The organism is Nostoc foliaceum FACHB-393, assembly GCF_014698505.1.
GTDB classification, from domain to species: domain Bacteria; phylum Cyanobacteriota; class Cyanobacteriia; order Cyanobacteriales; family Nostocaceae; genus Nostoc; species Nostoc foliaceum_A.
In genome coordinates this window covers 110,720-131,078 of the sequence record NZ_JACJTD010000024.1, presented here as the reverse complement: position 1 = coordinate 131,078, position 20,359 = coordinate 110,720, and the positions used below count along the sequence as shown (strand labels likewise).

The 20,359-nt window shown below is 40.6% G+C and carries 23 protein-coding genes; 12 read left to right on the top strand and 11 right to left on the bottom strand.

Annotated features, from left to right (window positions below; translation table 11 throughout):
• Window positions 1-203 precede the first annotated feature (203 nt).
• The 5 genes from arsS to H6G92_RS20495 form a co-directional block, all read right to left on the bottom strand.
• On the bottom strand, window positions 204-1,211 hold the full coding sequence (gene arsS, locus H6G92_RS20515) for an arsenosugar biosynthesis radical SAM (seleno)protein ArsS (RefSeq protein WP_190895441.1): 1,008 nt from the start codon (window positions 1,209-1,211) through the stop codon (window positions 204-206).
• 36 nt (window positions 1,212-1,247) lie between these two features.
• Window positions 1,248-2,207 (bottom strand): inorganic phosphate transporter, encoded by a 960-nt coding sequence (locus H6G92_RS20510; protein WP_190895440.1) that lies wholly within the window; start codon window positions 2,205-2,207, stop codon window positions 1,248-1,250.
• Between the two features lie 15 nt (window positions 2,208-2,222).
• Window positions 2,223-3,191, bottom strand: a complete 969-nt coding sequence (arsM, locus tag H6G92_RS20505; protein ID WP_190895439.1) for an arsenosugar biosynthesis arsenite methyltransferase ArsM — start codon at window positions 3,189-3,191, stop codon at window positions 2,223-2,225.
• 116 nt (window positions 3,192-3,307) lie between these two features.
• Window positions 3,308-3,982 carry a response regulator transcription factor gene (locus tag H6G92_RS20500; RefSeq protein ID WP_190895438.1) on the bottom strand — a complete coding sequence of 225 codons (675 nt, stop codon included), beginning with the start codon at window positions 3,980-3,982 and terminating at the stop codon, window positions 3,308-3,310.
• 193 nt (window positions 3,983-4,175) lie between these two features.
• A complete protein-coding gene (locus tag H6G92_RS20495; RefSeq protein WP_190895437.1) occupies window positions 4,176-4,463 on the bottom strand; it encodes a Mo-dependent nitrogenase C-terminal domain-containing protein in 288 nt (95 codons plus the stop codon).
• Window positions 4,464-4,785: 322 nt separating this feature from the next.
• Here H6G92_RS20495 and H6G92_RS20490 point away from each other — a divergent pair, with 322 nt between their 5' ends.
• Window positions 4,786-5,403 carry a class I SAM-dependent methyltransferase gene (locus H6G92_RS20490; RefSeq protein WP_190895436.1) on the top strand — a complete coding sequence of 206 codons (618 nt, stop codon included), beginning with the start codon at window positions 4,786-4,788 and terminating at the stop codon, window positions 5,401-5,403.
• 104 nt (window positions 5,404-5,507) lie between these two features.
• Here H6G92_RS20490 and H6G92_RS20485 read toward each other — a convergent pair whose 3' ends face one another.
• A complete protein-coding gene (locus H6G92_RS20485) occupies window positions 5,508-5,999 on the bottom strand; it encodes a GNAT family N-acetyltransferase (protein WP_190895435.1) in 492 nt (163 codons plus the stop codon).
• 268 nt (window positions 6,000-6,267) lie between these two features.
• Here H6G92_RS20485 and H6G92_RS20480 point away from each other — a divergent pair, with 268 nt between their 5' ends.
• From H6G92_RS20480 to H6G92_RS20450, 8 genes are all read left to right on the top strand, one after another.
• Entirely contained in the window at window positions 6,268-6,462 is a 195-nt protein-coding gene (locus tag H6G92_RS20480) for a hypothetical protein (RefSeq protein WP_190895434.1), read from the top strand.
• Window positions 6,463-6,896: 434 nt separating this feature from the next.
• Complete coding sequence (locus H6G92_RS20475; protein ID WP_190895433.1) at window positions 6,897-7,226, top strand: hypothetical protein; 330 nt, start codon at window positions 6,897-6,899, stop codon at window positions 7,224-7,226.
• A gap of 72 nt (window positions 7,227-7,298) precedes the next feature.
• A complete protein-coding gene (locus H6G92_RS20470; protein ID WP_190895432.1) occupies window positions 7,299-7,847 on the top strand; it encodes a GIY-YIG nuclease family protein in 549 nt (182 codons plus the stop codon).
• Window positions 7,848-7,895: 48 nt separating this feature from the next.
• Window positions 7,896-9,359 (top strand): protein kinase domain-containing protein, encoded by a 1,464-nt coding sequence (locus H6G92_RS20465; RefSeq protein ID WP_190895431.1) that lies wholly within the window; start codon window positions 7,896-7,898, stop codon window positions 9,357-9,359.
• 639 nt (window positions 9,360-9,998) lie between these two features.
• Entirely contained in the window at window positions 9,999-10,358 is a 360-nt protein-coding gene (locus H6G92_RS20460; RefSeq protein ID WP_190895430.1) for a Mo-dependent nitrogenase C-terminal domain-containing protein, read from the top strand.
• Between the two features lie 22 nt (window positions 10,359-10,380).
• The gene (locus H6G92_RS20455; protein WP_190895429.1) at window positions 10,381-10,653 is read left to right on the top strand and encodes a cupin domain-containing protein; all 273 of its coding nucleotides are present in this window, start codon (window positions 10,381-10,383) and stop codon (window positions 10,651-10,653) included.
• Window positions 10,654-10,888: 235 nt separating this feature from the next.
• Window positions 10,889-11,023 (top strand): hypothetical protein, encoded by a 135-nt coding sequence (locus H6G92_RS40395; protein WP_277926764.1) that lies wholly within the window; start codon window positions 10,889-10,891, stop codon window positions 11,021-11,023.
• Between the two features lie 15 nt (window positions 11,024-11,038).
• Complete coding sequence (locus H6G92_RS20450) at window positions 11,039-11,785, top strand: creatininase family protein (protein WP_190895428.1); 747 nt, start codon at window positions 11,039-11,041, stop codon at window positions 11,783-11,785.
• 247 nt (window positions 11,786-12,032) lie between these two features.
• On the opposite strand, the gene H6G92_RS20445 is transcribed toward H6G92_RS20450, so the two are convergent.
• Complete coding sequence (locus H6G92_RS20445; RefSeq protein ID WP_190895427.1) at window positions 12,033-12,695, bottom strand: class I SAM-dependent methyltransferase; 663 nt, start codon at window positions 12,693-12,695, stop codon at window positions 12,033-12,035.
• 66 nt (window positions 12,696-12,761) lie between these two features.
• Here H6G92_RS20445 and H6G92_RS20440 point away from each other — a divergent pair, with 66 nt between their 5' ends.
• Together H6G92_RS20440 and H6G92_RS20435 are read left to right on the top strand one after the other, a co-directional pair.
• Window positions 12,762-13,196, top strand: coding sequence for a CoA-binding protein (locus H6G92_RS20440; protein ID WP_190895426.1), 435 nt, complete (start codon window positions 12,762-12,764; stop codon window positions 13,194-13,196).
• A 220-nt stretch (window positions 13,197-13,416) separates the two neighbouring features.
• On the top strand, window positions 13,417-14,355 hold the full coding sequence (locus H6G92_RS20435; RefSeq protein ID WP_190895448.1) for a phosphoribulokinase: 939 nt from the start codon (window positions 13,417-13,419) through the stop codon (window positions 14,353-14,355).
• Window positions 14,356-14,616: 261 nt separating this feature from the next.
• Here the strand turns inward: H6G92_RS20435 and H6G92_RS20430 are convergent, their stop codons facing one another.
• Window positions 14,617-16,257 carry a caspase family protein gene (locus H6G92_RS20430; protein ID WP_190895425.1) on the bottom strand — a complete coding sequence of 547 codons (1,641 nt, stop codon included), beginning with the start codon at window positions 16,255-16,257 and terminating at the stop codon, window positions 14,617-14,619.
• Window positions 16,258-16,269: 12 nt separating this feature from the next.
• On the bottom strand, window positions 16,270-16,647 hold the full coding sequence (locus tag H6G92_RS20425; RefSeq protein ID WP_190895424.1) for a hypothetical protein: 378 nt from the start codon (window positions 16,645-16,647) through the stop codon (window positions 16,270-16,272).
• Between the two features lie 477 nt (window positions 16,648-17,124).
• Between H6G92_RS20425 and radC the strand changes: the two genes are divergently transcribed.
• Window positions 17,125-17,856 (top strand): RadC family protein, encoded by a 732-nt coding sequence (gene radC / locus H6G92_RS20420; protein ID WP_190895423.1) that lies wholly within the window; start codon window positions 17,125-17,127, stop codon window positions 17,854-17,856.
• A 101-nt stretch (window positions 17,857-17,957) separates the two neighbouring features.
• On the opposite strand, the gene H6G92_RS20415 is transcribed toward radC, so the two are convergent.
• Window positions 17,958-18,749 (bottom strand): SDR family NAD(P)-dependent oxidoreductase, encoded by a 792-nt coding sequence (locus H6G92_RS20415; protein ID WP_190895422.1) that lies wholly within the window; start codon window positions 18,747-18,749, stop codon window positions 17,958-17,960.
• Window positions 18,750-18,840: 91 nt separating this feature from the next.
• Entirely contained in the window at window positions 18,841-20,313 is a 1,473-nt protein-coding gene (locus tag H6G92_RS20410) for a PGAP1-like alpha/beta domain-containing protein (protein ID WP_190895421.1), read from the bottom strand.
• Window positions 20,314-20,359 lie beyond the last annotated feature (46 nt).

The following is a 20,359-nucleotide window of genomic DNA, read 5'->3' as shown; positions in this document are numbered from 1 at the left end:
GTTAGTTATTTATGAATCAGGCTCGTTTGTCTTTGCCTGTGAATTCACTTTACAATGCTTTACATTTTTTTATCAAGTTTTATTACTTCAGTAAAGCTGATATCAGTCATGAGTTTTGCTTATTTAAGGTTTGCGCAGGAGCAAAGGAGAAAGAATTTGTACAAAAGTCTCAGCTGCACGCGCCTTACTGCCTTTAAGTAACTTTAGAGCAAAGCACCACTACAACTAGAACCACATCCAGCAGTACAACCATAGCAATAAGCAGCAGTTTGTATCTCACTAATCAGGTCTAAGCTGCCAGTTTCTAAAAGTTTGCTAACTGTCAAGGTTTCACCATTGCGATTTTTCGCAGGTAAATTCATCATTTGGTTAAAGTCACAATCATATACATTGCCTAGATAGTCAATTGAGAGTTCATCGCGGCACATCAAATGTTCAACTGTGCTGGGATTAAAATGCGATTCTAAAAACTGCAAATAGCTGGTGTATAGTTTTTTCCGTTCTAAATGCATTTTAGTTCTACCAACTGGTAAGTTGGTAATGGTGAAGAGGTTGCTAAATACAATACTAAAATGTTCTTGCAAGAACATTTTATAATCTCGTTCTAGGTTGATCTGTTCGGGAGCTAAAGAAAATCTTTCATCCGTGGGTAACTGGGGATTAAATACCAAGTCCAAAATTAAATTTGGCTTTTTACCATAGCCAAGTTGGTTAAGCCACTGCAAGGCTTTGACTGAACTATCAAAAACACCAGCACCACGCATTTTATCAACATTATCTGCTAAGTAGCAGGGTAGAGAAGCTACAACTCTTATTTGATGTTGAGCAAAGTATTCTGGTAAATCAGCAAATCCATCTTCAAAATAAATGGTCAAATTAGATCGGACAATCATCTGCTTACCAGTTGCTCTTGCTGCTTCTACCAATGGTTTAAATCCATAATTCATTTCTGGTGCGCCACCAGTTAAATCTACTATTTTAATTTCGGGAAATTTATGGATTAGCGAAATCAATTGTTCGCAAACTTCAGGAGAAAGTTCTTCTGTACGTTTTGGCCCAGCTTCGACATGACAGTGCGTACAGGCAAGGTTACAACGCTTACCTAGATTAATTTGTAAAACAGTGATTCCCTTTTTTGACAAAGGAGAAGTAAGTTTATTTTTAAATTGTGTGACTGTTAAGCCTAGTGTAGATTTTGATTGAGTTTGCATTAGTTACTACTCCTAAATCAGAAATATATTTATTTTTTAACCTTGCAATAATCTGTAGGTTATTCCACTAATAATTGCAGCGGTAGGTAAAGTTAAAATCCATGATAATAATATCTGATAAAAAACACGCACATTGGCTTTTTTGCCAGTCAAACCAACTCCAAAAATAGAACCAACTGAAACGTGAGTTGTAGAAACTGGAAGCCCAAACCAACTAGCTGCAATGACTAGAATTCCAGTTACTATATTTGCTGATAAGCCTTGGGTATGATTCATTGAGGTAATCTTTTCACTCATGGTGACAGCAACTTTTTGGGAGTTGAGTAAACCGCCAAGTGCCATTGCGATCGCAATCGTGATCATTCCTCCCTGAATCGAAAAATATTCAATAACTAGAATGAGTGATAAAATCTTGGGAGTATCATTTAAGCCTCTAGCAAAACTGACAATTCCAGCGCTGAGAAAATGGCAAGTATCAATCATTTTTTGATTGAATGATATATTCCATTTTGAATTGATATAGCCTGATAAGCTATAAATTACTGCTCCTAAGGAAATAGCAATAATTGGACTAAGTAGTAGAGGTAAAATAAAGGAAGTTCCCAAAGCTGCAAAATTAACTTTGAGTCCGATCGCAACTAATCCAGCACCAACCAGCGCACCTGTTAAACTGTGAGTTGTGGAAATGGGAAACCCCATAAGTGTAGCTATGAGCACAGTTAAACCAGCAGCGATCGCAACTGCCATATGAAACTCTGGTGAATTAGCGATCGCATCAGGTACTAGCCCTTTCCCAGAGAAATTTTTAATTAGTGTTCCTGCTAGAAAAGTTGCAGTTCCTGCACCAGCTAAAGTTGTAAAAGTTGCCCACAAAATTGCTGTTTGATAGCTGCTAGTTCGGCTACCAAACAAGGTTGCTACCCCTTTAAAGTTGTCATTTGCACCATTGGAATATGCTAAAAAAAGCGTGGCGATAAATAGACTAATTAACAACATTTTGGGGTTTATAAATTAACAGCAACCACCACCGCTATAGTGCCAGGTTGAATTAGTAACAATTATTTCTGCTGGCTTTATAGCCGCAAGGTTAGCAGCAGTTTTATCACACACTGCTGCGGGAATACCCCGCTGGAGTAAATGACCTGCTGAGTCGTCGAAGAAGGGTTCCAAGCCAGCATAAACTGCTGTTTTTCCCGTAAAGATACAAGCGCCATCTTCTGGAATAGCAACTTTAAAGGAGACAGAATCTAAACTTTCTAAAAGTAGGTGTTCTTCTAAATTATAAGTCTGGGAATCTAGTAAACGGTAAGGACGACGAGCGCGAATTTCAACTTGACCAAAGCCAGCATTTGTAATCCGTTCAGTATACTCTTCATAGGTGAGTGCACCTGATAAACACATGGCTCTGAGTCGTTCATCTTGTTGAAGATGTGCTGGAATTTGACTAGTGGCAATTGGATCGCTCATCTGCAAGCGTCCACCTGGTTTTAATACTCGATAAGCTTCTTTTAAAGCACGAGTCAAATCTTCTGGTTCAAAAATGTTGAAAAGGCAATTTTGCGCCACAATATCGACAGTAGCATCAGCAACAGGTAAGTTAAAAGCATCGCCTTCGCGGATTTCTACAAAACGGGTGTCAAACCACGGGTTTTCTTGAGCAGCAATTTCCAGATTGCGTGCGGCTGCTTCCCGCATGGCCCCAACTGGTTCAACAGCAATTACAGCACCTACATGGCGGGAAAAATAAGCGAATTGTAACGCTTCTAAGCCACCGCCAACACCGACATACAGCACGGTAGGTTGGTTTCCTAATTCAGTGGGGTGAACGGTAGTGCCACAACCATAGTTCATTTCCTGCATTGGCAAAGGAATTTTCAATCCTGGTAGTTGCAGGGGCGTACTTTGCACACAACAAAGTCCAACTTGCGGGGTTTGAGCAACTTCGCGGTAAAATTGCGCTGCTGTTTCTAGATAGGTCATGCAGTTTTAGATGATGATAGCTTTGTGCATCCTAGTATAATTAGCCTTGAGTTGGATGAGTTTTTGGTGAAATTGCCAAAAACCCCAAATTTTCCTAAAAATGCCCAATGCCCACTTCAATCATGCAATGTATAGCCAACGCCGCTCACAGTTTGAATGAGGCACTTTTCGTTATTGGCTTCAAGTTTCAGCCGCAGGTAGCGCATGTGAAGTTCGATAATGTTGGCATCGCCCATGAAGTCGTAACCCCAGACTTCCTCTATAATGCGATCGCAGGTAATTACCTGTCGTGGATGGGCGAGTAAATATTCTAGTAAATCAAATTCCTTAGCAGTTAACTCAATTAACCGCTGATTTCGGTACACTTGGCGCGTGTGACGATTTAAACTCAGGTCTTCAAATTCTAAAACATCTGCTTTGTGCACTTGCTGGCTTCTTCGCAGGTGAGCGCCAACTCTGGCCAATAATTCATCAACGCTGAAGGGTTTAACGAGGTAATCATCAGCACCAGCGTCTAAACCTGCAATGCGATCGCTTACTTCGTCTTTGACGGTTAATAAGATTATTGGCACTTTATCACCAATACTTCGCAGGCGGCGGCAGATTTCCAGCCCCGATAAACCAGGTAACATCCAGTCTAAAATTACTAAATCTAGATGTAACTCACGCGCTGCGGTGAGTGCAGTTAATCCATCGTAGGCAATACTGACTTGATAGCCTTCATAATTCAATTCCAATTCGACAAATCGTGCCAGTTTGACTTCATCTTCAACCAGTAAGATGTGCGTCATGATGATGTTAATGATTTCAGCAGGGTACGGTAAGCAAAAATACAGTCTGGAAACACTTTAGCGAGGTGCCAGCTACTTCATAGCTAAACATCTAAATTAGGTGTACGTTAGCTTAGTATAAACCTGAGTAAGTAACAACCGTAAATCTGCAAATACCGATGGCTGCTTGATCAAAGAACGATCCAACTGGCTATTAGCAATAGGCTGTAACATCTTCACCACATTCATCGGCAAGATAACAGAGCGCTTTAAAACGCAAACCAACCACTTCCTCGTATAGGGGATTTAATTTACACATCGGTGGAATGTGAAATAGCTTCCGACCAAACAGCTTGATGTCTCGCTCAAAGGGACACTGAGCAGGAATAGCTTTGCACAAGAAATGAGCCAATTTGGAGTTATGAATTTCTATCGTTTCCAACCACTCGCGGACTGGGTACAGTAGATCATTGTGTAACCGGACTTGAATAAAGTTTGTCATAATTTTTCACCTTAATAATTTCAAACTAGATTGAGTCTGTTGTATTTGAACCTTTATAAATACATACGGTTATGTTCTATAGTTTTATGCAGTGCTTACTCATTCCTTAGTTCTCTACAGAGATAGAATGAGTCCCTAGGAACACTTTTAACTACACATTCAACTGCCAAAATTCCGGATGATTTGCCAAGGTGAGCATAAGTATTTTGCTAAACGTTAGGCTAGATATTGCCGCACTGCAAAACTATAGTTAACCAACTTTTTGGAGGCGCAGCTACTTAAGCTAAAAAAGCAATCAGCTTTAGGTAAACTGCGAAAACTAATGACTAATGACTTTTTTAGTAACAAAAAGTTCCTATTTGACCGATGGGCACCAAGTTATGACTGGCTCTTTCCTTCAGTGTTTTATCGAGCCGTTCACAAACGGTTGCTGGAGTACATCGATTTACCAGAGCCAGCAAATGTACTTGATATCGGCTGTGGTACTGGACGCTTACTTGAGCGCCTTGCTACTGAGTTACCCGACCTGCAAGGCACCGGATTGGATTTATCTAGTAATATGTTGCGGGTAGCAAGACAAAGCAACCGCCACCGTCCACGCTTAATTTATATCGAGGGGAAAGCTGAGTCTCTTCCATTTGCTGATGGTCAATTTGATGCTGTTTTCAGCACTATCAGCTTCTTGCACTATTTGGAGCCTAAACAGGTGGTTAGTGAGATAGCACGGGTACTTTCTCCTGGTGGACGCTTCTATTTAGTTGACATTACCTCTAAAAAAGAGACAGAACCTCAATTATTGCCAATCTCTCCGCGTGGAATTAGACTCTACAGCCCTAATCAACGTCAACTTCTTGGCTCCTCTGCTGGGCTATTGTGTTTGAATCACCACTATTTACTAGGGCCTGTCTTACTAACAATTTTTGCTAAACCTCCGATTTGAAAATGGGGAATAGGGAATAGGAAAGGGTTGGAAACAGCTTGTATCAAGCCTTTTTTGCAAATATTAATTACGTTAGCGTAGCGGTAGCGAGTCCGCGAGCGTCATTACGAATTACCTCGATGTTCCATGAATACCACAGGAACTCTCAGCAGTTTTTTAGCTAATTGCGAGAATCTAAATTTACTCTTGAGCGTAGATAAGCCGCTTGTCTTGGGAAACTGTGGCAAGTCTTCAAAAGATATTGGCACAAAACCAAAGCGACTGTAAAACTGCGCCAATCGTTCACCTAAACATTCAAGATAAAGTGGTTGCGTTGCTGTATTAATCAAATGCTGCGTTAGCAAAGTACCCAAACCGCGACCTCTCCAAGTTGACGCAACGACTAAACTACCAAGTTCTTGCGCCCCTGAGAAATTACGTAGCTGTCCACAAGCTACCAGATTGCAATCGCATTCAATTACCCAAAATTGCTGCCAATTTAATTGGGTTGGGTCAAGTTTCGCTGAAAACACCAGCAATCGAATCGACCACTTATCCGCAGAAGTTGCCTTGCGAAGGATACATCCAGATAGTAACGATAGATTGCTCTGGTTCATTAATGACACTTTGATAGTTGGTATCACAATCATCACATCATATTATTCACCTAGTACAGATCGGCGGAAATAAACCTCCCTTAACCATAGAAAGCGTTGTAACATTAAAAAGCTCTACATTTCTGGATTTTTATCAGTATACATGAGTAGTACTAAACAATACTTTTGATAGAGGTAGAAATCAGCAATAACTATATCTGGATAGATGTATTTACACTGTTAATCTTCTTAAGATAATACCAACAATAAGATTATTAGGAATGTAATAATGTCTGAACCACAAAAAGCTGGTAGCCAAGAAGGTACACCCGGTGCTTCTGGTAATTACGAAACCCCTGTTGACGAAAGTAAGCGCAAAACTGGCGATGATGAAAAGAGCGATGCTAAATCCACTGCTACACCAGAAGCACCAGAAAATGATTCTGTAGCAGGTAGTCCCAATCAGGGAACTGAGTCACGTTAATTGGTTTGAAGTTTGCCAAGTTTCAATAATCTACTTGGGTTTTTCTAGCAAACCCGATTTACTAAACTTTGAGTGGATAGTTGTGGTTTATATCACGATTATCCACTCATTTTTGTTGGGTGAACATCGTTTTTAGGGAGAGTGGCAAGTGCGGCGTAGCCCTTCCTAGGTATCGTTTTAATACAGTATCTGAATGTCAGCACAACGTTAAGGAAAAATCACCTATCCCTGAAAATCTGCTAAACTTCACGATTCTTAATCATGCTAGCTTCTTCCTGTGGCTGACAGAAGTCACACAATCCAATAGGCTGATCTTAAAGTGGGATTTTTCACAAAGCTCATCTGCACAAAAAGGTAGGCTTCGTTGTCTAGCACTTTTGCATTGTTGCCATCCTTTACCATTACTTAGTCGTTAATAGCTACCTATACGGAAAATGTCCCTTAAAATCGTCCAGAACTTTGATGGCAATTTCACTCTTGAAGCACAAGCTCAAGAAACTCTATTCAATTTATTGACCAGCGAGGCTTTCTTAAGCCAAATTCGTCAACAATTGCAGTGTAAGCAAGTTAGATTTACAGAATTACTTTTCCAACCAGTTCCTTACAGCTTAACTACCACTAAAGGAATGCCAACAGAATTTGAAAAGTATCATGAATCTGATGAGTATGCCATTATCAACGTACCACCCAACTTCATGTTTAGTGCTAAGATTTTTAAACCCAGTCGCCTTTGTGCAATTTACCAAAAACTGGGTAATAGTTAATCTTACAAGATAATTTTACCTAATTAACAATTCTCAATTCTGAAGGCAAATAGTAAGTTTGATATTTGATGTATGGCTCTTGAAACGAATCTTGCTTCTTTGGCAACCCTAGAATACATTCCTTACATTGACGATCGCGGTCAATTACCCGAACAATTTCAAGGTAAAATCGGGGTATATGCTATCTTTGACCAAGAAAAAGTGCTGCAATTTGTAGGATACTCCCGTGATGTTTACCTCAGCCTCAAACAGCATTTAGTCCGTCAGCCACAGCAATGCTATTGGGTAAAAGTTCAAACTATTGAACGCCCTAGTCGCACAATTTTAGAAAATACTGAAAATGCTTGGATTGCTGAAAATGGCAGTGTCCCCTGGGGAAATGGGGATCAAAAGGAAAAATGGACTCATCCCATTGATGTCAAAGTTGTAATGACACCTGAAGAACAAGCAAAATATCAAAATCCAGCTAATGATGAATTAGCACAAATAAAAATTATCAAAAATGTGGCACGGAGAGTAGAAGCAGAAATTTCAACGCAATTGTTAGAAGTGCGTGGTTTGCAAATGCAAATTCGCTTCAATCCTAAATTGAAAGAAGAAGGTTTACTAGATTTGAAATAAAGGCAGTTTTGGGGAAAACTATCTTATGCATATCCCTTGTAATCTCCCATGACAATACAGCTGCTAAACGATCGCTATCAAGTTATCCGCACACTAGGCGCTGGTGGGTTTGGTGAAACCTATCTAGCAGAAGATACTTACATGCCTTCAAAGCGCCGTTGTGTGGTTAAACAGCTAAGACCAATTCACAACAATCCCCAAATTTACCAGTTAGTGCAAGAGAGGTTTCAACGCGAAGCAGCTATTCTAGAAGAACTTGGTGGCGCAAATGACCAAATTCCAGCATTGTATGCCTACTTTTCCTCAGGCGGGCAATTTTACTTAGTTCAGGAGTGGGTTGAAGGCGATACCCTAACTGGAAAAGTGCAAACGCAGGGGCTATTTAGTGAAGGCGCTGTCCAGGAATTATTCATGAATTTATTACCTGTCCTGGATTACGTTCACTCTAAGCATATCGTTCACCGTGATATTAAACCGGATAACATTATTGTGCGTCATCGAGACGGTAAACCAGTGCTGATTGATTTTGGCGCTATACGGGAATCGATGGGAACAGTAGTAAATTCTCAAGGCAATCCTACTAGTTCGATTGTAATTGGTACACCTGGCTATATGCCGAGTGAACAAGCCGCAGGTAGACCAGTTTATTCGAGTGATTTATACAGTCTAGGAATGACGGTAATTTATTTGCTAACTGGTAGACAAGCACAACAACTAGAAACGGATTCCCAGACGGGTGAAATTGTGTGGCGACAGTATGCTGGTCATGTTAGCCCAATTATGGCAGGAGTGATCGATAAAGCGATCGCTTATCATCCGCGCGATCGCTACCCCACAGCCAGAGCCATGCTGGACACCTTACAGAGCATAGCAAATCCAATTCCACCAACGCAACCCCTCTTGACTCAACCAACTGTAGTCTCTGCACCCCCACCTCAGACAGTACCTGTCAAACCACAGCCTAGCCCTCAAGGTAATAGTCAAAATAATATCCTTGTCGGCAGTTTGATTGCAGGTGGGCTAATCGGTGCATCTGTGATTATTAGTCAGGTATTTACAAAACCTACTCAATCTATAGCAGACAAAACGGTGTTACCTTCAGAAACGCCGTCAACTGTCACAAGCCCCGTGATAGAAACTCCTACATTGACACTAAATAGCCCATCTGTTCCGACTCAATCTATACCTTCCTCAACTACATCAATATCGCCAGATGCTACCGCGGCTATCAACACTTATTTCTGGCTTTCCCAAAGACTTATAACTGATACAGATTTGGATGGTAAAGATGGTTTTGAACTAGATATTATGCGAAATTCGATTTTTGCTAGTCATGGTCGCCGTTTTGATACTCCTGAATTACAAGATTACTTTAATAAGCAACCTTGGTATCGCCCTATATATTCACCAAAAGCATTTCCACCTAAATTGTTGTCAAAATTAGAGCAACAGAATGTAGAATATATCAGCAAATATCAAGATCGTTACGGCTTGAGATATTTTAAGAAATAAAATTTTCATAATTATACCATTTCACAAAATACATGATATATTTTCGTAGGGGCGTAGTGCTATAGGCCCCTACAGCCGATGCATTTATTGCAATTATTCTTGTAAATACTATAAGTCATAAGTATATTAGCTTGGACTTATCAAAGGATTTCTTGCTACTTATTAGATAATATCTAGGTTAGCTAGTGTATCATACCGGACAGATTACTAGATATTTAATAGCCTAAAATCGCTAGATATTAGAGTCTAATCCTAGCGAAGTCTATATGGAGTCAGAACTAAACAGTTTTTTTCTCCCCCCAAGTCCATCTCTAGATACTAGGCAGTTTCAGAACCAAGCATTTATATTTAATATATAAAATTGCTATCTCCAGGATTAGCAATCCATAAGTTAAAGAAATGCCATTTTTATATTTTCTTTGTTATTTTGTATTTAACGGGACAGTTCTTCCCGATTTGGTGGGCTTAAATAACAATTAGTTAAACCATTTCCCCCCAAAGATGCATGTAAATTTCTTGCGTTGTGCTTATTTTCCTTCCTAATTGACAAGCACAATGCAAATTGACCAAACAAATTACATGCTAATATTATCAATCGGCAAATAGTTCATCTACACAAGGAAAACCTTGCCTAAAACTATGCTTAAAACAATTAATCAACGTATTTTTCTGCCTGCTTTTATTAACCCTTTAGAAGAAAAGAATCAAAAAGGTAGTAAAAGGCAATTTACTCGACCTAAATTAGATTTGCTGCAACCATTACGTCAATGGGTGGACAAAATTGAGATTCAGAATCAGAAATTAGCCAAATTTATTGCTAAACTGATCCCCGCCCAGTGTCCATTTGAGCGTGATATCATGCTTTTTGGTCGAAAGATAGGCCACATTCCGCCAATGTGCAAACTCAATCCGCTTTATAACGAACTTGTGTACTTACGTTTTCGCGCTTTATGTTATCTAGTAGATCAGTGTGGAGAGGATATCCAATCCTACTGCTGAATATAACTAGAAAAAACACAATATGGAAATCAAAATTGAGCATCAACCCAGTCAGGAACATCTCAACGAATTGGGTGTCTATAAATGGGAAATTTGGAAAAAAGAAGTCTCAAAATTCCCTTGGACTTATGATTCTCAAGAAACTTGCTACTTTTTGGAAGGTGATGTAGTTGTTACTCCACATGGTGGACAACCAGTGCAAATGGGTAAAGGCGATTTGGTTATTTTTCCCGCTGGTATGTCTTGCACATGGGAAATTAGAAGGGAAGTGAAAAAACATTATTACTTTGATTAGTCAATAGATAAGAGTGATCCCCTTTGTCTAGTTGATTATTCAGAAAGCCAACATCTCACAACATCTCATAACTTGATTTGGATTTCTACTATAGGGGGGTTCGCAGCAAGTGTCACAGGATAAAGTAGCAGAATTGGTAAATTGCTTATATCCATATCTATCGAAACTCGTTGCGACTCCATCCCCTAACCAGTATTTATAGAAATAGATAGTTTGATTTACTCCAACTTTAACAGTGGACATAGATCCCCAGCTTCTCAAAGAAGTTGGGGATCTTGTGCGATCGCCACCACAGAAAATCCAGAGAGTTCATAATCGTGTTAGTGGGAGTTTAGCAGAAAAAGGTTTCGTCCCACCGCAATTTTATTGAGGAAATTCATCAAAAATGTTACTGCATTTAAGTACTTGGCAAGAAGTCGAAACTTATTTACAGCAATCAAAGGGGATTATTTTCCCTATTGGTTCCACAGAACAACATGGGCCAACGGGGTTAATTGGCACTGATGCCATTTGTGCAGAAGCGATCGCAGCTGGTGTAGGTGATGCAACCCAAGCGATCGTTGGCCCTACAATCAATGTGGGGATGGCACTGCATCATACCTCCTTTCCTGGCACTATCAGTCTGCGTCCCAGCACTTTAATTCAAGTAGTACGAGATTATGTAACTTGTTTAGCCAAAGCTGGTTTTAGCAAGTTCTACTTTATTAACGGACACGGCGGTAATATCGCCACCCTGAAAGCTGCTTTTTCAGAAACTTACGCGCATTTAGAAGATTTGCAGATTCCTAATGCTCAACAGGTGCAATGTCAAGTGGCAAACTGGTTTATGTGCGGTTCTGTATATAAACTAGCTAAAGAATTATATGGGGATCAAGAAGGTTCTCATGCAACGCCAAGTGAAGTAGCCCTCACCCAGTACGTTTATCCACAGGCGATTAAGCAAGCACCCCTTTCACCAGAAGTTGCAAGCGGACATAGAATTTATAGCGCAGCTGACTTTCGAGTGCGTTATCCAGATGGACGCATGGGATCAAATCCGGCTTTAGCAACGCCTGAACATGGTAAGCAATTTTATGAATTGGCGGTGAAAGAACTTAGCAATGGGTATTTGGAATTTGTGAACGCTGAATAAAAGTTATGCAAAGAAATTGTAGAGATGCGATTAAAATCGTGTCTCTGCATAAAATATCTGGAGAATAATTAAGTGATTTAGAACAAGTATTAATCGATAAGCTGGAATACTATTTATTAGAATTGCGTAAAAAAGGAGGTTAGGGGTGATCAATTAAGTGCCTAAAATCACAGCTAAACACTTTTAAAACAACCTCTAATGCCGCTTCTGCGTTCGTAATAAATGGATGAATGGGGATTTAAAGATATTACTTCTTGAGTGCCAGAGTCAAGCCATCTGCGATCGCTACTAAACTAAGACTAACTCGCTGGTCTTGATGCAGCTTTTGATTAAAGGCACGAATTTTTTTAGTTCTATTATCTTGTACTTGGGGATCGGCAACCCTGCCTGACCAGAGGACATTATCGATCGCAATCAGTCCTCCGGGACGCACTAATTGCAGTGATCGCTCATAATAACCATCATAGTTGCTCTTATCTGCATCGATGAAAGCAAAATCAAAGGTTTCCGCCTCTCCTGTGGAGAGTAACCGATCCAAAGTCTCCAAAGCGGGGGCAATGTGCAGTTGAATTTTATCCGCCACTCCTGCTTGTTGCCAATAGCGCCGAGCGATCGTTGTAAATTCTTCACTCACATCACAGGCTACCACTTTACCGTCCGTAGGTAACGCCAATGCCACCACCAGGGAACTATAACCTGTAAATACCCCAATTTCCAAAGTTTTCTTAGCTCCCAACAACTGCACCAGTAACGCCAGAAATTGACCCTGTTCAGGAGCAATCTGCATTCTCCCTATTGGATACTGGGCTGTTTCCTGTCTCAGTTGGGTTAAAATATCTGGTTCTCGCAGAGAGACTGACAGTAAATAGTCATAGAGGTTTTGTTCGAGTCCTAGTGTTTGAGTTGTCATAAGATTGGGGATTAAGGCATTGGGTCGGTATTATTAAGCAAAGCGATCGCTGAGAATATTTAAATCATGGCAAACCTCAAAGAAGATGATAACGCCCTGCGTGAGGTGTTGACCCAAGCCAAAACCATCGCTGTTGTCGGTCACTCTGATAAATGCCAACGCACCAGTTATCAAATCGCCCAATTCTTGCGGCAGAGCGGGTATACAGTCTATGCGGTCAACCCCCTAGTTAAAGAAATTGACGGTCAACCCAGTTATGCTGCACTCCACGAATTACCAGAACCCGTGGATATTGTTAACGTGTTTCGCCGTTCTGAATACTTGCTAGAAATTGTAGATCAATCAATTTCCACCAACGCTAAAACTGTCTGGGCGCAATTAGGCATTTGGCATCAACCATCAGCACAAATAGCTGTAGATGCAGGACTTAACGTGGTGATGGATGCCTGTATCAAAATTGAGTATCTGCGGCTGAGGATAAATTTGGCAGGCGATATTTAATAGCATCCAACTTTTGCATCCATCATTATGCGTACAGATGACTATCAAAGCAATGTAGTTTGTAATTATTATGCAATAAACCAGCGCCCAGACATTTTATATGTAGAGATATTGCATACCAAGCCTTTGCTTGAGTTACTTGCCTAAACCCTTCTAGAATAAAAACTATTGTAGGGAAGTTTTATTACTTACTAAACTTGCTTTTATTCTGGGAGGTATGATGAGCCGTCCAATAATTCTTGGTATTGTAGGCGACAGCGCTGCTGGGAAAACAACACTAACGCGAGGAATCGCTCAGGTACTCGGCCCAGAAAATGTTACGCTCATTTGCACAGATGATTATCACCGTTACGATCGCCAACAACGTGCAGAGATTGGCATCACTGCCCTTCACCCCGATTGCAATCATTTAGATATTATGCAGCAACATCTGTCGCTGCTACGCACAGGACAACCAATTCTTAAGCCAGTTTACAGCCATAAAACCGGCACATTCGAGCCACCGCAGTATATCAAGCCCAATAAATTCGTAATCATTGAGGGATTACTCGGTTATTCTACTCGTGCCGCCCGTGACTCTTACGATGTTAAAGTTTACCTTGCACCCCCGGAGACAATCCGCGCCAAGTGGAAAGTCAAGCGAGACACGCAAAAGCGGGGCTACACTGCCGAACAGGTGCTAGCCGAATTAGAAAAACGCGAACCAGACTCAGCACAATTCATCCGTCCGCAGCGGCAATGGTCTGATATAGTTATTAGTTTTTACCCACCCACTGAGGAAGCTGATGAAACCAATGGACATTTAAATGTCCGTCTGGTGCTACGTCCGACAATTCCCCACCCAGATTTTACTCAGATTGTCAACTCTGGCTATGGTAATTCTGACTCAGCAATCCGCTTGGGGCTAGACAGGGATATGAGTAAACCTGTAGATGTCTTAGAAGTTGATGGTCATGCAACCTTAGAACAGGTAAATAAGCTAGAGCATATTATTTGTTCTGATATGCCCCATTTACGAAGTATTTGCGATCGCGAAAGTAATCCCGAACTGGGTAAAATTGCTGGTACAACTGGGGAAACACTCCAGAGTTATCCTCTGGCCCTAACTCAGTTGATTATTACCTACCACATGCTGAAAGCAACGCAAATTTATCAGTAATTAGCAAAATTTCGGGGATTTGAGTTGGGGCGATCTTCTACGGTGGGCGTAACGCCATCGCTACTTTTAATTAAGTCGAATAGTCTGTATTAAAAAATGCTGGCTATTTTGATTAGTGGATTAGCTATTAGATAACCCACTAATCAAAACAAATTGGAGTTAAAAATCTTAGTATCTCTATGTAATCAACTCTAATGAATTAAATGGCAAAAATTCTTTGTGATTGCTTTAAAAAAGTGTAGCCCAAAGTGTGATGAACAGTCAATTTTTGGTTATCTGCTGAAATCTTAAAAATGAGATGAATCCCACGATCAGACTATTAGTAAAAGTAACAATAATAAGCATCCCAATAAAGCTATTATACCAATAATGCAACAAGAATACAGAATATGGAATTACAACACCTGCAACAGCCCAAGTCCAGGGAATAGGTCGAAAAGCAGCCAGAAATAATGTAGTAAAAAATACCAATGTCCAATTTAACAGTGTACCTGAAAAATTGGCATAATTAATAGCATTACGAAGGGAAGCAAAGTAGTTAAAAAGTGTGGCAATAAAAAGGAAACCACATCCCCACTGCCATACTTTAAAATTAGCTCTGCTAATACGCGCTTTTAGTGAGGAAGTTAGATTAGCGTCTGAATTAGAACTTTCTTGTTGATAACGAGACTCGTCTAAAGAAGTTATTTTAGGTTGTACAGGCTGAGTAGTTACCCCATCTTTAGGTTGCATAACAGACTCTGTACGATATTGAGGCAGAACTTCTGGAGATATCATTTCAGTTGAATTATCTTTTTCTGGAACAACTCTTTCCTGCCTTGCATTAGGTGGTTCTACTTTAGCAAACTCTTCTTCAATTGATGCTACATCCTCTTTTCTCAATCCCAGAATCTCTCGCCAATCATCTAATTCACTTCGGGCGTGGGTACTGAGCGGGTATTCATTTTGAATCTCAGTGGAAAATGCCTGTTTATACTTCTGCAAGTTTTCGAGACGTAGCTGATAAGGACGTAAGACTTCCTTTTCTATCTCCTTAACAATTTCTGCCGATAAGCCTAATTGATCCCGATGTGTATCTAGAACTCTACGTCCGATCGCAGAAATTGCACCACGACTAGCATACTTCTCAACTAGCCTACGATACCTTAGCTCATGATCAGCGATTTTTGCTTTTGCCAAGACAATCTCAAAGCCCATATCTTTGAGAGTGATTAGTTTCGGTGTCATGTTAGGTGCGGTTTCCTGCACTTTGCCAGTAGCGTATTCATGCAGTTCGCGTATCGAGACTTTGCCATCTTCGTCACGATCACCTGCGCCTGTTTCGATCCCCTCAACTAAGTAGCGCGTATAAAGCGATAGTTCTGAATTCTCTTGTGCAAAGGAATATTGAGTTGAGCTAGAAGAAGTTAAAACAACTCGCCCTTCTGCTCCCAACTGTCCTTGTAGATCAACCGAACCGTCATCTTTTGTTTGTAAGGATGGGTCAAAAGCTCCACTAAAGCAACAGTCCAAAATAAGTGCTTGACGTTTGGCACGGCTATTATTCATCACATCATGAACAAAGCGACTAGGTACTGCTGTTGAGCGTATCAGTTCTCCCTTTACAGTTTTGCGGGTAATAGGAGTAGCAAAGTACAAATTATTACTATCATCCTTGATACCATGTCCTGAAAAGAACAGCAGTAAAAGATCATCTTTGCTACGACCTGCGAACAAAGTTTCAATCTCATATTGCATCGTTTGAGGATCAGGGTTTTTTAAGATTTTTACCTCGTCAAATCCGCCCATTTCGGCAGATTGTAAAACCCGATGCATACTATCTACATCCTTAATCGCCGCAGGTAGCGGATTCAGTGCTGGTTCGTAATCACTAACTCCAATCAGCAATGCAATCTTTGCCATATTCGCCTCCTTTTATGATGCTAAAAAATCTTGGGCTAATTTTATCGCTGCCTGTAGTTCTTCATTACTATGCGCTTTGACTTTCAGTTTCTTACCGTTGGCTTCTACCTCAAGTTCAATTTGTTTTCCAGAAAGACGATCGCCCAAGAATCCAAACAACCGCTTGGCGTTCTTTGCGTTCACCTCTGCTGCCAGTAGCCCAACAAGAAATCCACCCAATGCTTTGTTGCCTTTGGGTGGATCTGGATCGAGGACACAATCAACTGCTTCAACTTCATCCATTTGTTTTAGTTCTGACAGTAGCCTCTGAACCTGCTTATCTCGTTCTTCTGAAGTCAGGTCTGGATCGTTAAAGTTAATTATCAGTCTGATGTCCGATTTGTTTGTCATGTCCACCCCATCCTCTTATAACTATTAACAGTTAACTGGTCGATAAACGTATTCTTATTTATGTGTCTTCACAAGTCTTTGTAGTTTTAAGAAAGATAAAATTTGAACTTTTTTGTGTTGTAATTTAGTCTACTACAGAAAGCGAGATTAGGAGCAAGTAACTTTCAACTACTAGGTTAGTTAAACGTTGACTCACACGATGCTTGAGATGTAAACCTTTTAGTAGAGGCGATGCCTACAGCAATAGCAAAGTCCAACACCAAAATTAAATTGAGGTAAAACCCTTAATTTTACGATACTTTGTGCCCAACAGAAGAACTTAGGTCTAACTATTAACCTTTAATCCTTTGGGAACAAGATGGGCAGAAATAGAGAAAACTTACCAAAATTAAAGATTTTCTCAAATAAAGATGATTTGGGTAGCAAACAAGGGATAACTAAGGATAGTTTGATCTGTGGTGACGATTTTCTTAGTTTATGACCTATTGCCTCAGAATTGCCGACTTACCTACAAATGAGCGTCCGCGTGAGCGATTAATGACGCATGGTGCCAAAATTTTAGCCACAGCGGAGTTAATTGCAATTCTACTAGGCACCGGTCAAGGCCCAGGGAAACTCTCTGCTGTGGGTTTGGGACAATATATCTTGAGCGAATTAGGCAAACACCAACGTGATCCTTTGGCAGTTCTGCGAGAAGTTAGCCCTGCCGAATTGATGCAAATTCCTGGTGTTGGCCCGGCGAAGGCGACAAGTATCTTAGCAGCAATTGAATTGGGTAAACGCGCCTTTCAATCTCGTCCCAATGACGGCACATTAATCGATAGCCCACTTGCTGCTGCTGCTACCCTCAGTCAAGATTTGATGTGGCAGACACAAGAACGTTTTGCAGTGGTGCTGTTAGATGTTAAAAATCGCTTATTGGGTACGCAAGTGATTACCATTGGCACAGCAACCGAAACCTTAGCTTCTCCCCGTGATATTTTTCGAGAAGTTATTCGTCAAGGTGCAACGCGGGTAATAGTTGCCCACAACCATCCTTCTGGGAACCTTGAACCCAGCCAGGAAGATATAGAATTGACGCGTCAGTTGTTAGCAGGGGCGCAGCTTTTAGGCATTCCGGTATTAGATCATCTGATTTTGGGCAATGGCAATCATCAGAGTTTACGGGAACTTACAACCTTGTGGAATGAACATCCGCAAGGGGATTAATTAATGAACAGGAAGATGGGATACGAAGAATTATTTTACCGCATCTCTGCGTCTCTCCCTCCCTGCCTCTTCTTTCTTGGCACCTGCCCTAGAGTTACAACTTATTTGCTTTCTTGCATGTTTCTGACTAGTTTAGTTACTAGCTTTCTGGGAGTAAATCTTACAGATTCAGCGAGAAGCTTATTTTTAATTCCAGGAACGACAACAGTTTTGTTTTCCAATAGACCACGATAGCCGATCTGGGCTACTGTTTCCGCAGTCATAATTTTTCGACCGCTTACCAGCTTTGAGTCTTCCATCGCGGCTCTTTCTTGAAAACCAGATTCTGTAGGCCCTGGACAAAGCGCCGTCACAGAGACACCTGTATCTTCTAATTCATTAGCGATCGCTTCTGTGAATGATAAGACATAGGCTTTACTAGCGTAGTATACTGCCATCAGCGGCCCTGGTTGAAAAGCAGCAGTGGAGGCCACATTTAATATTTTTCCAGACCCCCGTTTAACCATACCCTTGAGGAATAACTTGGTCAAATGTGTGAGACATAAAATATTAACCTGTAACAATTGCAGTTCAGCATTCAGGTCAATTTCATTAAATAATCCGTAGGTAGCAAACCCCGCATTGTTCACCAGCACATCAACTTTTATAGATGCTTGTTCTAACTCATTAAAAATTTCTTCTGGGGCTGCTGGGTTAGATAAATCCTTGGAAATAACTTTGACACCAATGCCAAATTTATTTTTAAATTCATCGGCAATTTTATTCAGCTTTTCCACGCTTCTAGCTACCAACACAAGGTTGTAACCATCCTGAGCAAATAACTTAACAAATTCATAACCGATGCCGCCAGATGCACCAGTAATAAGAGCCGTTTGTCTGCGATTACTCTGCATAAATTTTCCTCTCTTAACTGCTTGAAAAAAAAAGAATCATTAGTTATTGGGCATTGGGCATTGGTTATTAATTCTTCTCCCCCTGCCTCCTTTATTGCCATCGAGAAATTTCCAAGCGAACTGCCGCGTTTGTTCCTAAAACTTTTTGCCCACGGTCAGGTAGGGGAACATATGCAACATATATACTTGAACTGGATTCTGAAGTGGGATTTAAGTTTGTTACTGGCTCTTTCTCATCGGAATTCCAACTGTATTTAGCGTCATATGTGCCATCTGTTGCGGCAACATCAGTAATTAGATAGTCAGACCACAGGGGTACTTGGTCGAGATGACTGTCACGCAACCAATTCGTCTCTTGTTTTGTGAAGGAATGCAGTGCTAAACGCAGGGCATATCTACAGACGTTATCATCACTGGCTGAGTTTTTTGGGATTAAAAAGGCTGTAAACAAGGGAATGGGTTTATCTTTTCTTGTTAACTCTTGTGTGATTGGGCAATAATGAGCGATCGCTTGCTCATATATAGGGATAGGAAGACCACGCAAAGCAACCCTAGTTTCCAGTTGATAAAAATTCTTGTCCAGGTCTTTCAACTGGACATTGCTTAGAGACAGTTTCACCTGGATATCACCAAACAGAAAGCGTTGCAGGTTTTGATAACCTTCTTCCGAGTTCAATATGCCATAACGCCCACCATGAGAGCGATGAATATAGGCACGATGAGATCCGGTGATGTAAGCTTTATCAATCTGAACTAGACCATCACTTTTCACCCCCACAGTCGTGCGTGAAAGACCAAAAGCTTCTTCATAATCATGTGCATTAGTGCCAATCAGAGAAAAAACGCGGTTTGGCGAAAATGCATTTTCTAGGCTTTGTAGTTTTTCTAGCTTAAAGTCATTGGGTAACTTAGCTGTTGACTTGATATAAGGTGTTAAATACTGATACATCCTCTGGGGACCAAAGTCATCAGAATTATTTAATTGAAACCTGTCCCTCAATTCTTCAAGTAAACCACTCCCGACCTCAAAATAAATGCCACCATGAGGTGTGGCGTAGGTAAATAATTTATCAATGTGATTGACAGCTTGTTCGCGTTGTTCTGGATAAATCTTTTGAATCAAGCTGCGACAAACAAGGCCTCCCATCGAATGGGCGACAAGATAGACTTTGCCTGCACCTGTAGTTTTTTTGACAGTTTGGATTAGGTCTCTTAAACCCTTGGCTATTTCCTCCATTTCCTGTCTGACTTCAGTCTTAGAACCAAAACTGCGTGTAGTTATATCATAAAATCGATAGATCCAAATAGTTTTATGAAGTTGATTAGACAATCTCTTAATTTGATTGCTTATATTCTGATTGTCAACAATTGGTTGATAACCATGATCGGTCATTAGCCGCAGCAATGGACTCTCGAAAAAAAACTTCTGGGGATTTTCTTTCTCATCTACTCGAATATGGGTTGAACCACTATTGAATCCATAAAATGGATCATTGACCGTTTGTTCAACGTCTTTTTGTGTACCTGCATATCCACGAACGAAGATGATTGGTAAATACTGCATAAATATATCCTCGCTATTTAATAAATATTTTTGCTCGTTCCCAAGT

What these genes read in the sequence shown, in the direction of transcription:
- arsS (WP_190895441.1), bottom strand. Translation starts at nt 1,211, where the DNA reads ATGCAAACTCAATCAAAATCTACACTAGGCTTAACAGTCACACAATTT.
- H6G92_RS20510 (WP_190895440.1), bottom strand. Translation starts at nt 2,207, where the DNA reads ATGTTGTTAATTAGTCTATTTATCGCCACGCTTTTTTTAGCATATTCC.
- arsM (WP_190895439.1), bottom strand. Translation starts at nt 3,191, where the DNA reads ATGACCTATCTAGAAACAGCAGCGCAATTTTACCGCGAAGTTGCTCAA.
- H6G92_RS20500 (WP_190895438.1), bottom strand. Translation starts at nt 3,982, where the DNA reads ATGACGCACATCTTACTGGTTGAAGATGAAGTCAAACTGGCACGATTT.
- H6G92_RS20495 (WP_190895437.1), bottom strand. Translation starts at nt 4,463, where the DNA reads ATGACAAACTTTATTCAAGTCCGGTTACACAATGATCTACTGTACCCA.
- H6G92_RS20490 (WP_190895436.1), top strand. Translation starts at nt 4,786, where the DNA reads ATGACTAATGACTTTTTTAGTAACAAAAAGTTCCTATTTGACCGATGG.
- H6G92_RS20485 (WP_190895435.1), bottom strand. Translation starts at nt 5,999, where the DNA reads ATGAACCAGAGCAATCTATCGTTACTATCTGGATGTATCCTTCGCAAG.
- H6G92_RS20480 (WP_190895434.1), top strand. Translation starts at nt 6,268, where the DNA reads ATGTCTGAACCACAAAAAGCTGGTAGCCAAGAAGGTACACCCGGTGCT.
- H6G92_RS20475 (WP_190895433.1), top strand. Translation starts at nt 6,897, where the DNA reads ATGTCCCTTAAAATCGTCCAGAACTTTGATGGCAATTTCACTCTTGAA.
- H6G92_RS20470 (WP_190895432.1), top strand. Translation starts at nt 7,299, where the DNA reads ATGGCTCTTGAAACGAATCTTGCTTCTTTGGCAACCCTAGAATACATT.
- H6G92_RS20465 (WP_190895431.1), top strand. Translation starts at nt 7,896, where the DNA reads ATGACAATACAGCTGCTAAACGATCGCTATCAAGTTATCCGCACACTA.
- H6G92_RS20460 (WP_190895430.1), top strand. Translation starts at nt 9,999, where the DNA reads ATGCTTAAAACAATTAATCAACGTATTTTTCTGCCTGCTTTTATTAAC.
- H6G92_RS20455 (WP_190895429.1), top strand. Translation starts at nt 10,381, where the DNA reads ATGGAAATCAAAATTGAGCATCAACCCAGTCAGGAACATCTCAACGAA.
- H6G92_RS20450 (WP_190895428.1), top strand. Translation starts at nt 11,039, where the DNA reads ATGTTACTGCATTTAAGTACTTGGCAAGAAGTCGAAACTTATTTACAG.
- H6G92_RS20445 (WP_190895427.1), bottom strand. Translation starts at nt 12,695, where the DNA reads ATGACAACTCAAACACTAGGACTCGAACAAAACCTCTATGACTATTTA.
- H6G92_RS20440 (WP_190895426.1), top strand. Translation starts at nt 12,762, where the DNA reads ATGGCAAACCTCAAAGAAGATGATAACGCCCTGCGTGAGGTGTTGACC.
- H6G92_RS20435 (WP_190895448.1), top strand. Translation starts at nt 13,417, where the DNA reads ATGAGCCGTCCAATAATTCTTGGTATTGTAGGCGACAGCGCTGCTGGG.
- H6G92_RS20430 (WP_190895425.1), bottom strand. Translation starts at nt 16,257, where the DNA reads ATGGCAAAGATTGCATTGCTGATTGGAGTTAGTGATTACGAACCAGCA.
- H6G92_RS20425 (WP_190895424.1), bottom strand. Translation starts at nt 16,647, where the DNA reads ATGACAAACAAATCGGACATCAGACTGATAATTAACTTTAACGATCCA.
- radC (WP_190895423.1), top strand. Translation starts at nt 17,125, where the DNA reads ATGACCTATTGCCTCAGAATTGCCGACTTACCTACAAATGAGCGTCCG.
- H6G92_RS20415 (WP_190895422.1), bottom strand. Translation starts at nt 18,749, where the DNA reads ATGCAGAGTAATCGCAGACAAACGGCTCTTATTACTGGTGCATCTGGC.
- H6G92_RS20410 (WP_190895421.1), bottom strand. Translation starts at nt 20,313, where the DNA reads ATGCAGTATTTACCAATCATCTTCGTTCGTGGATATGCAGGTACACAA.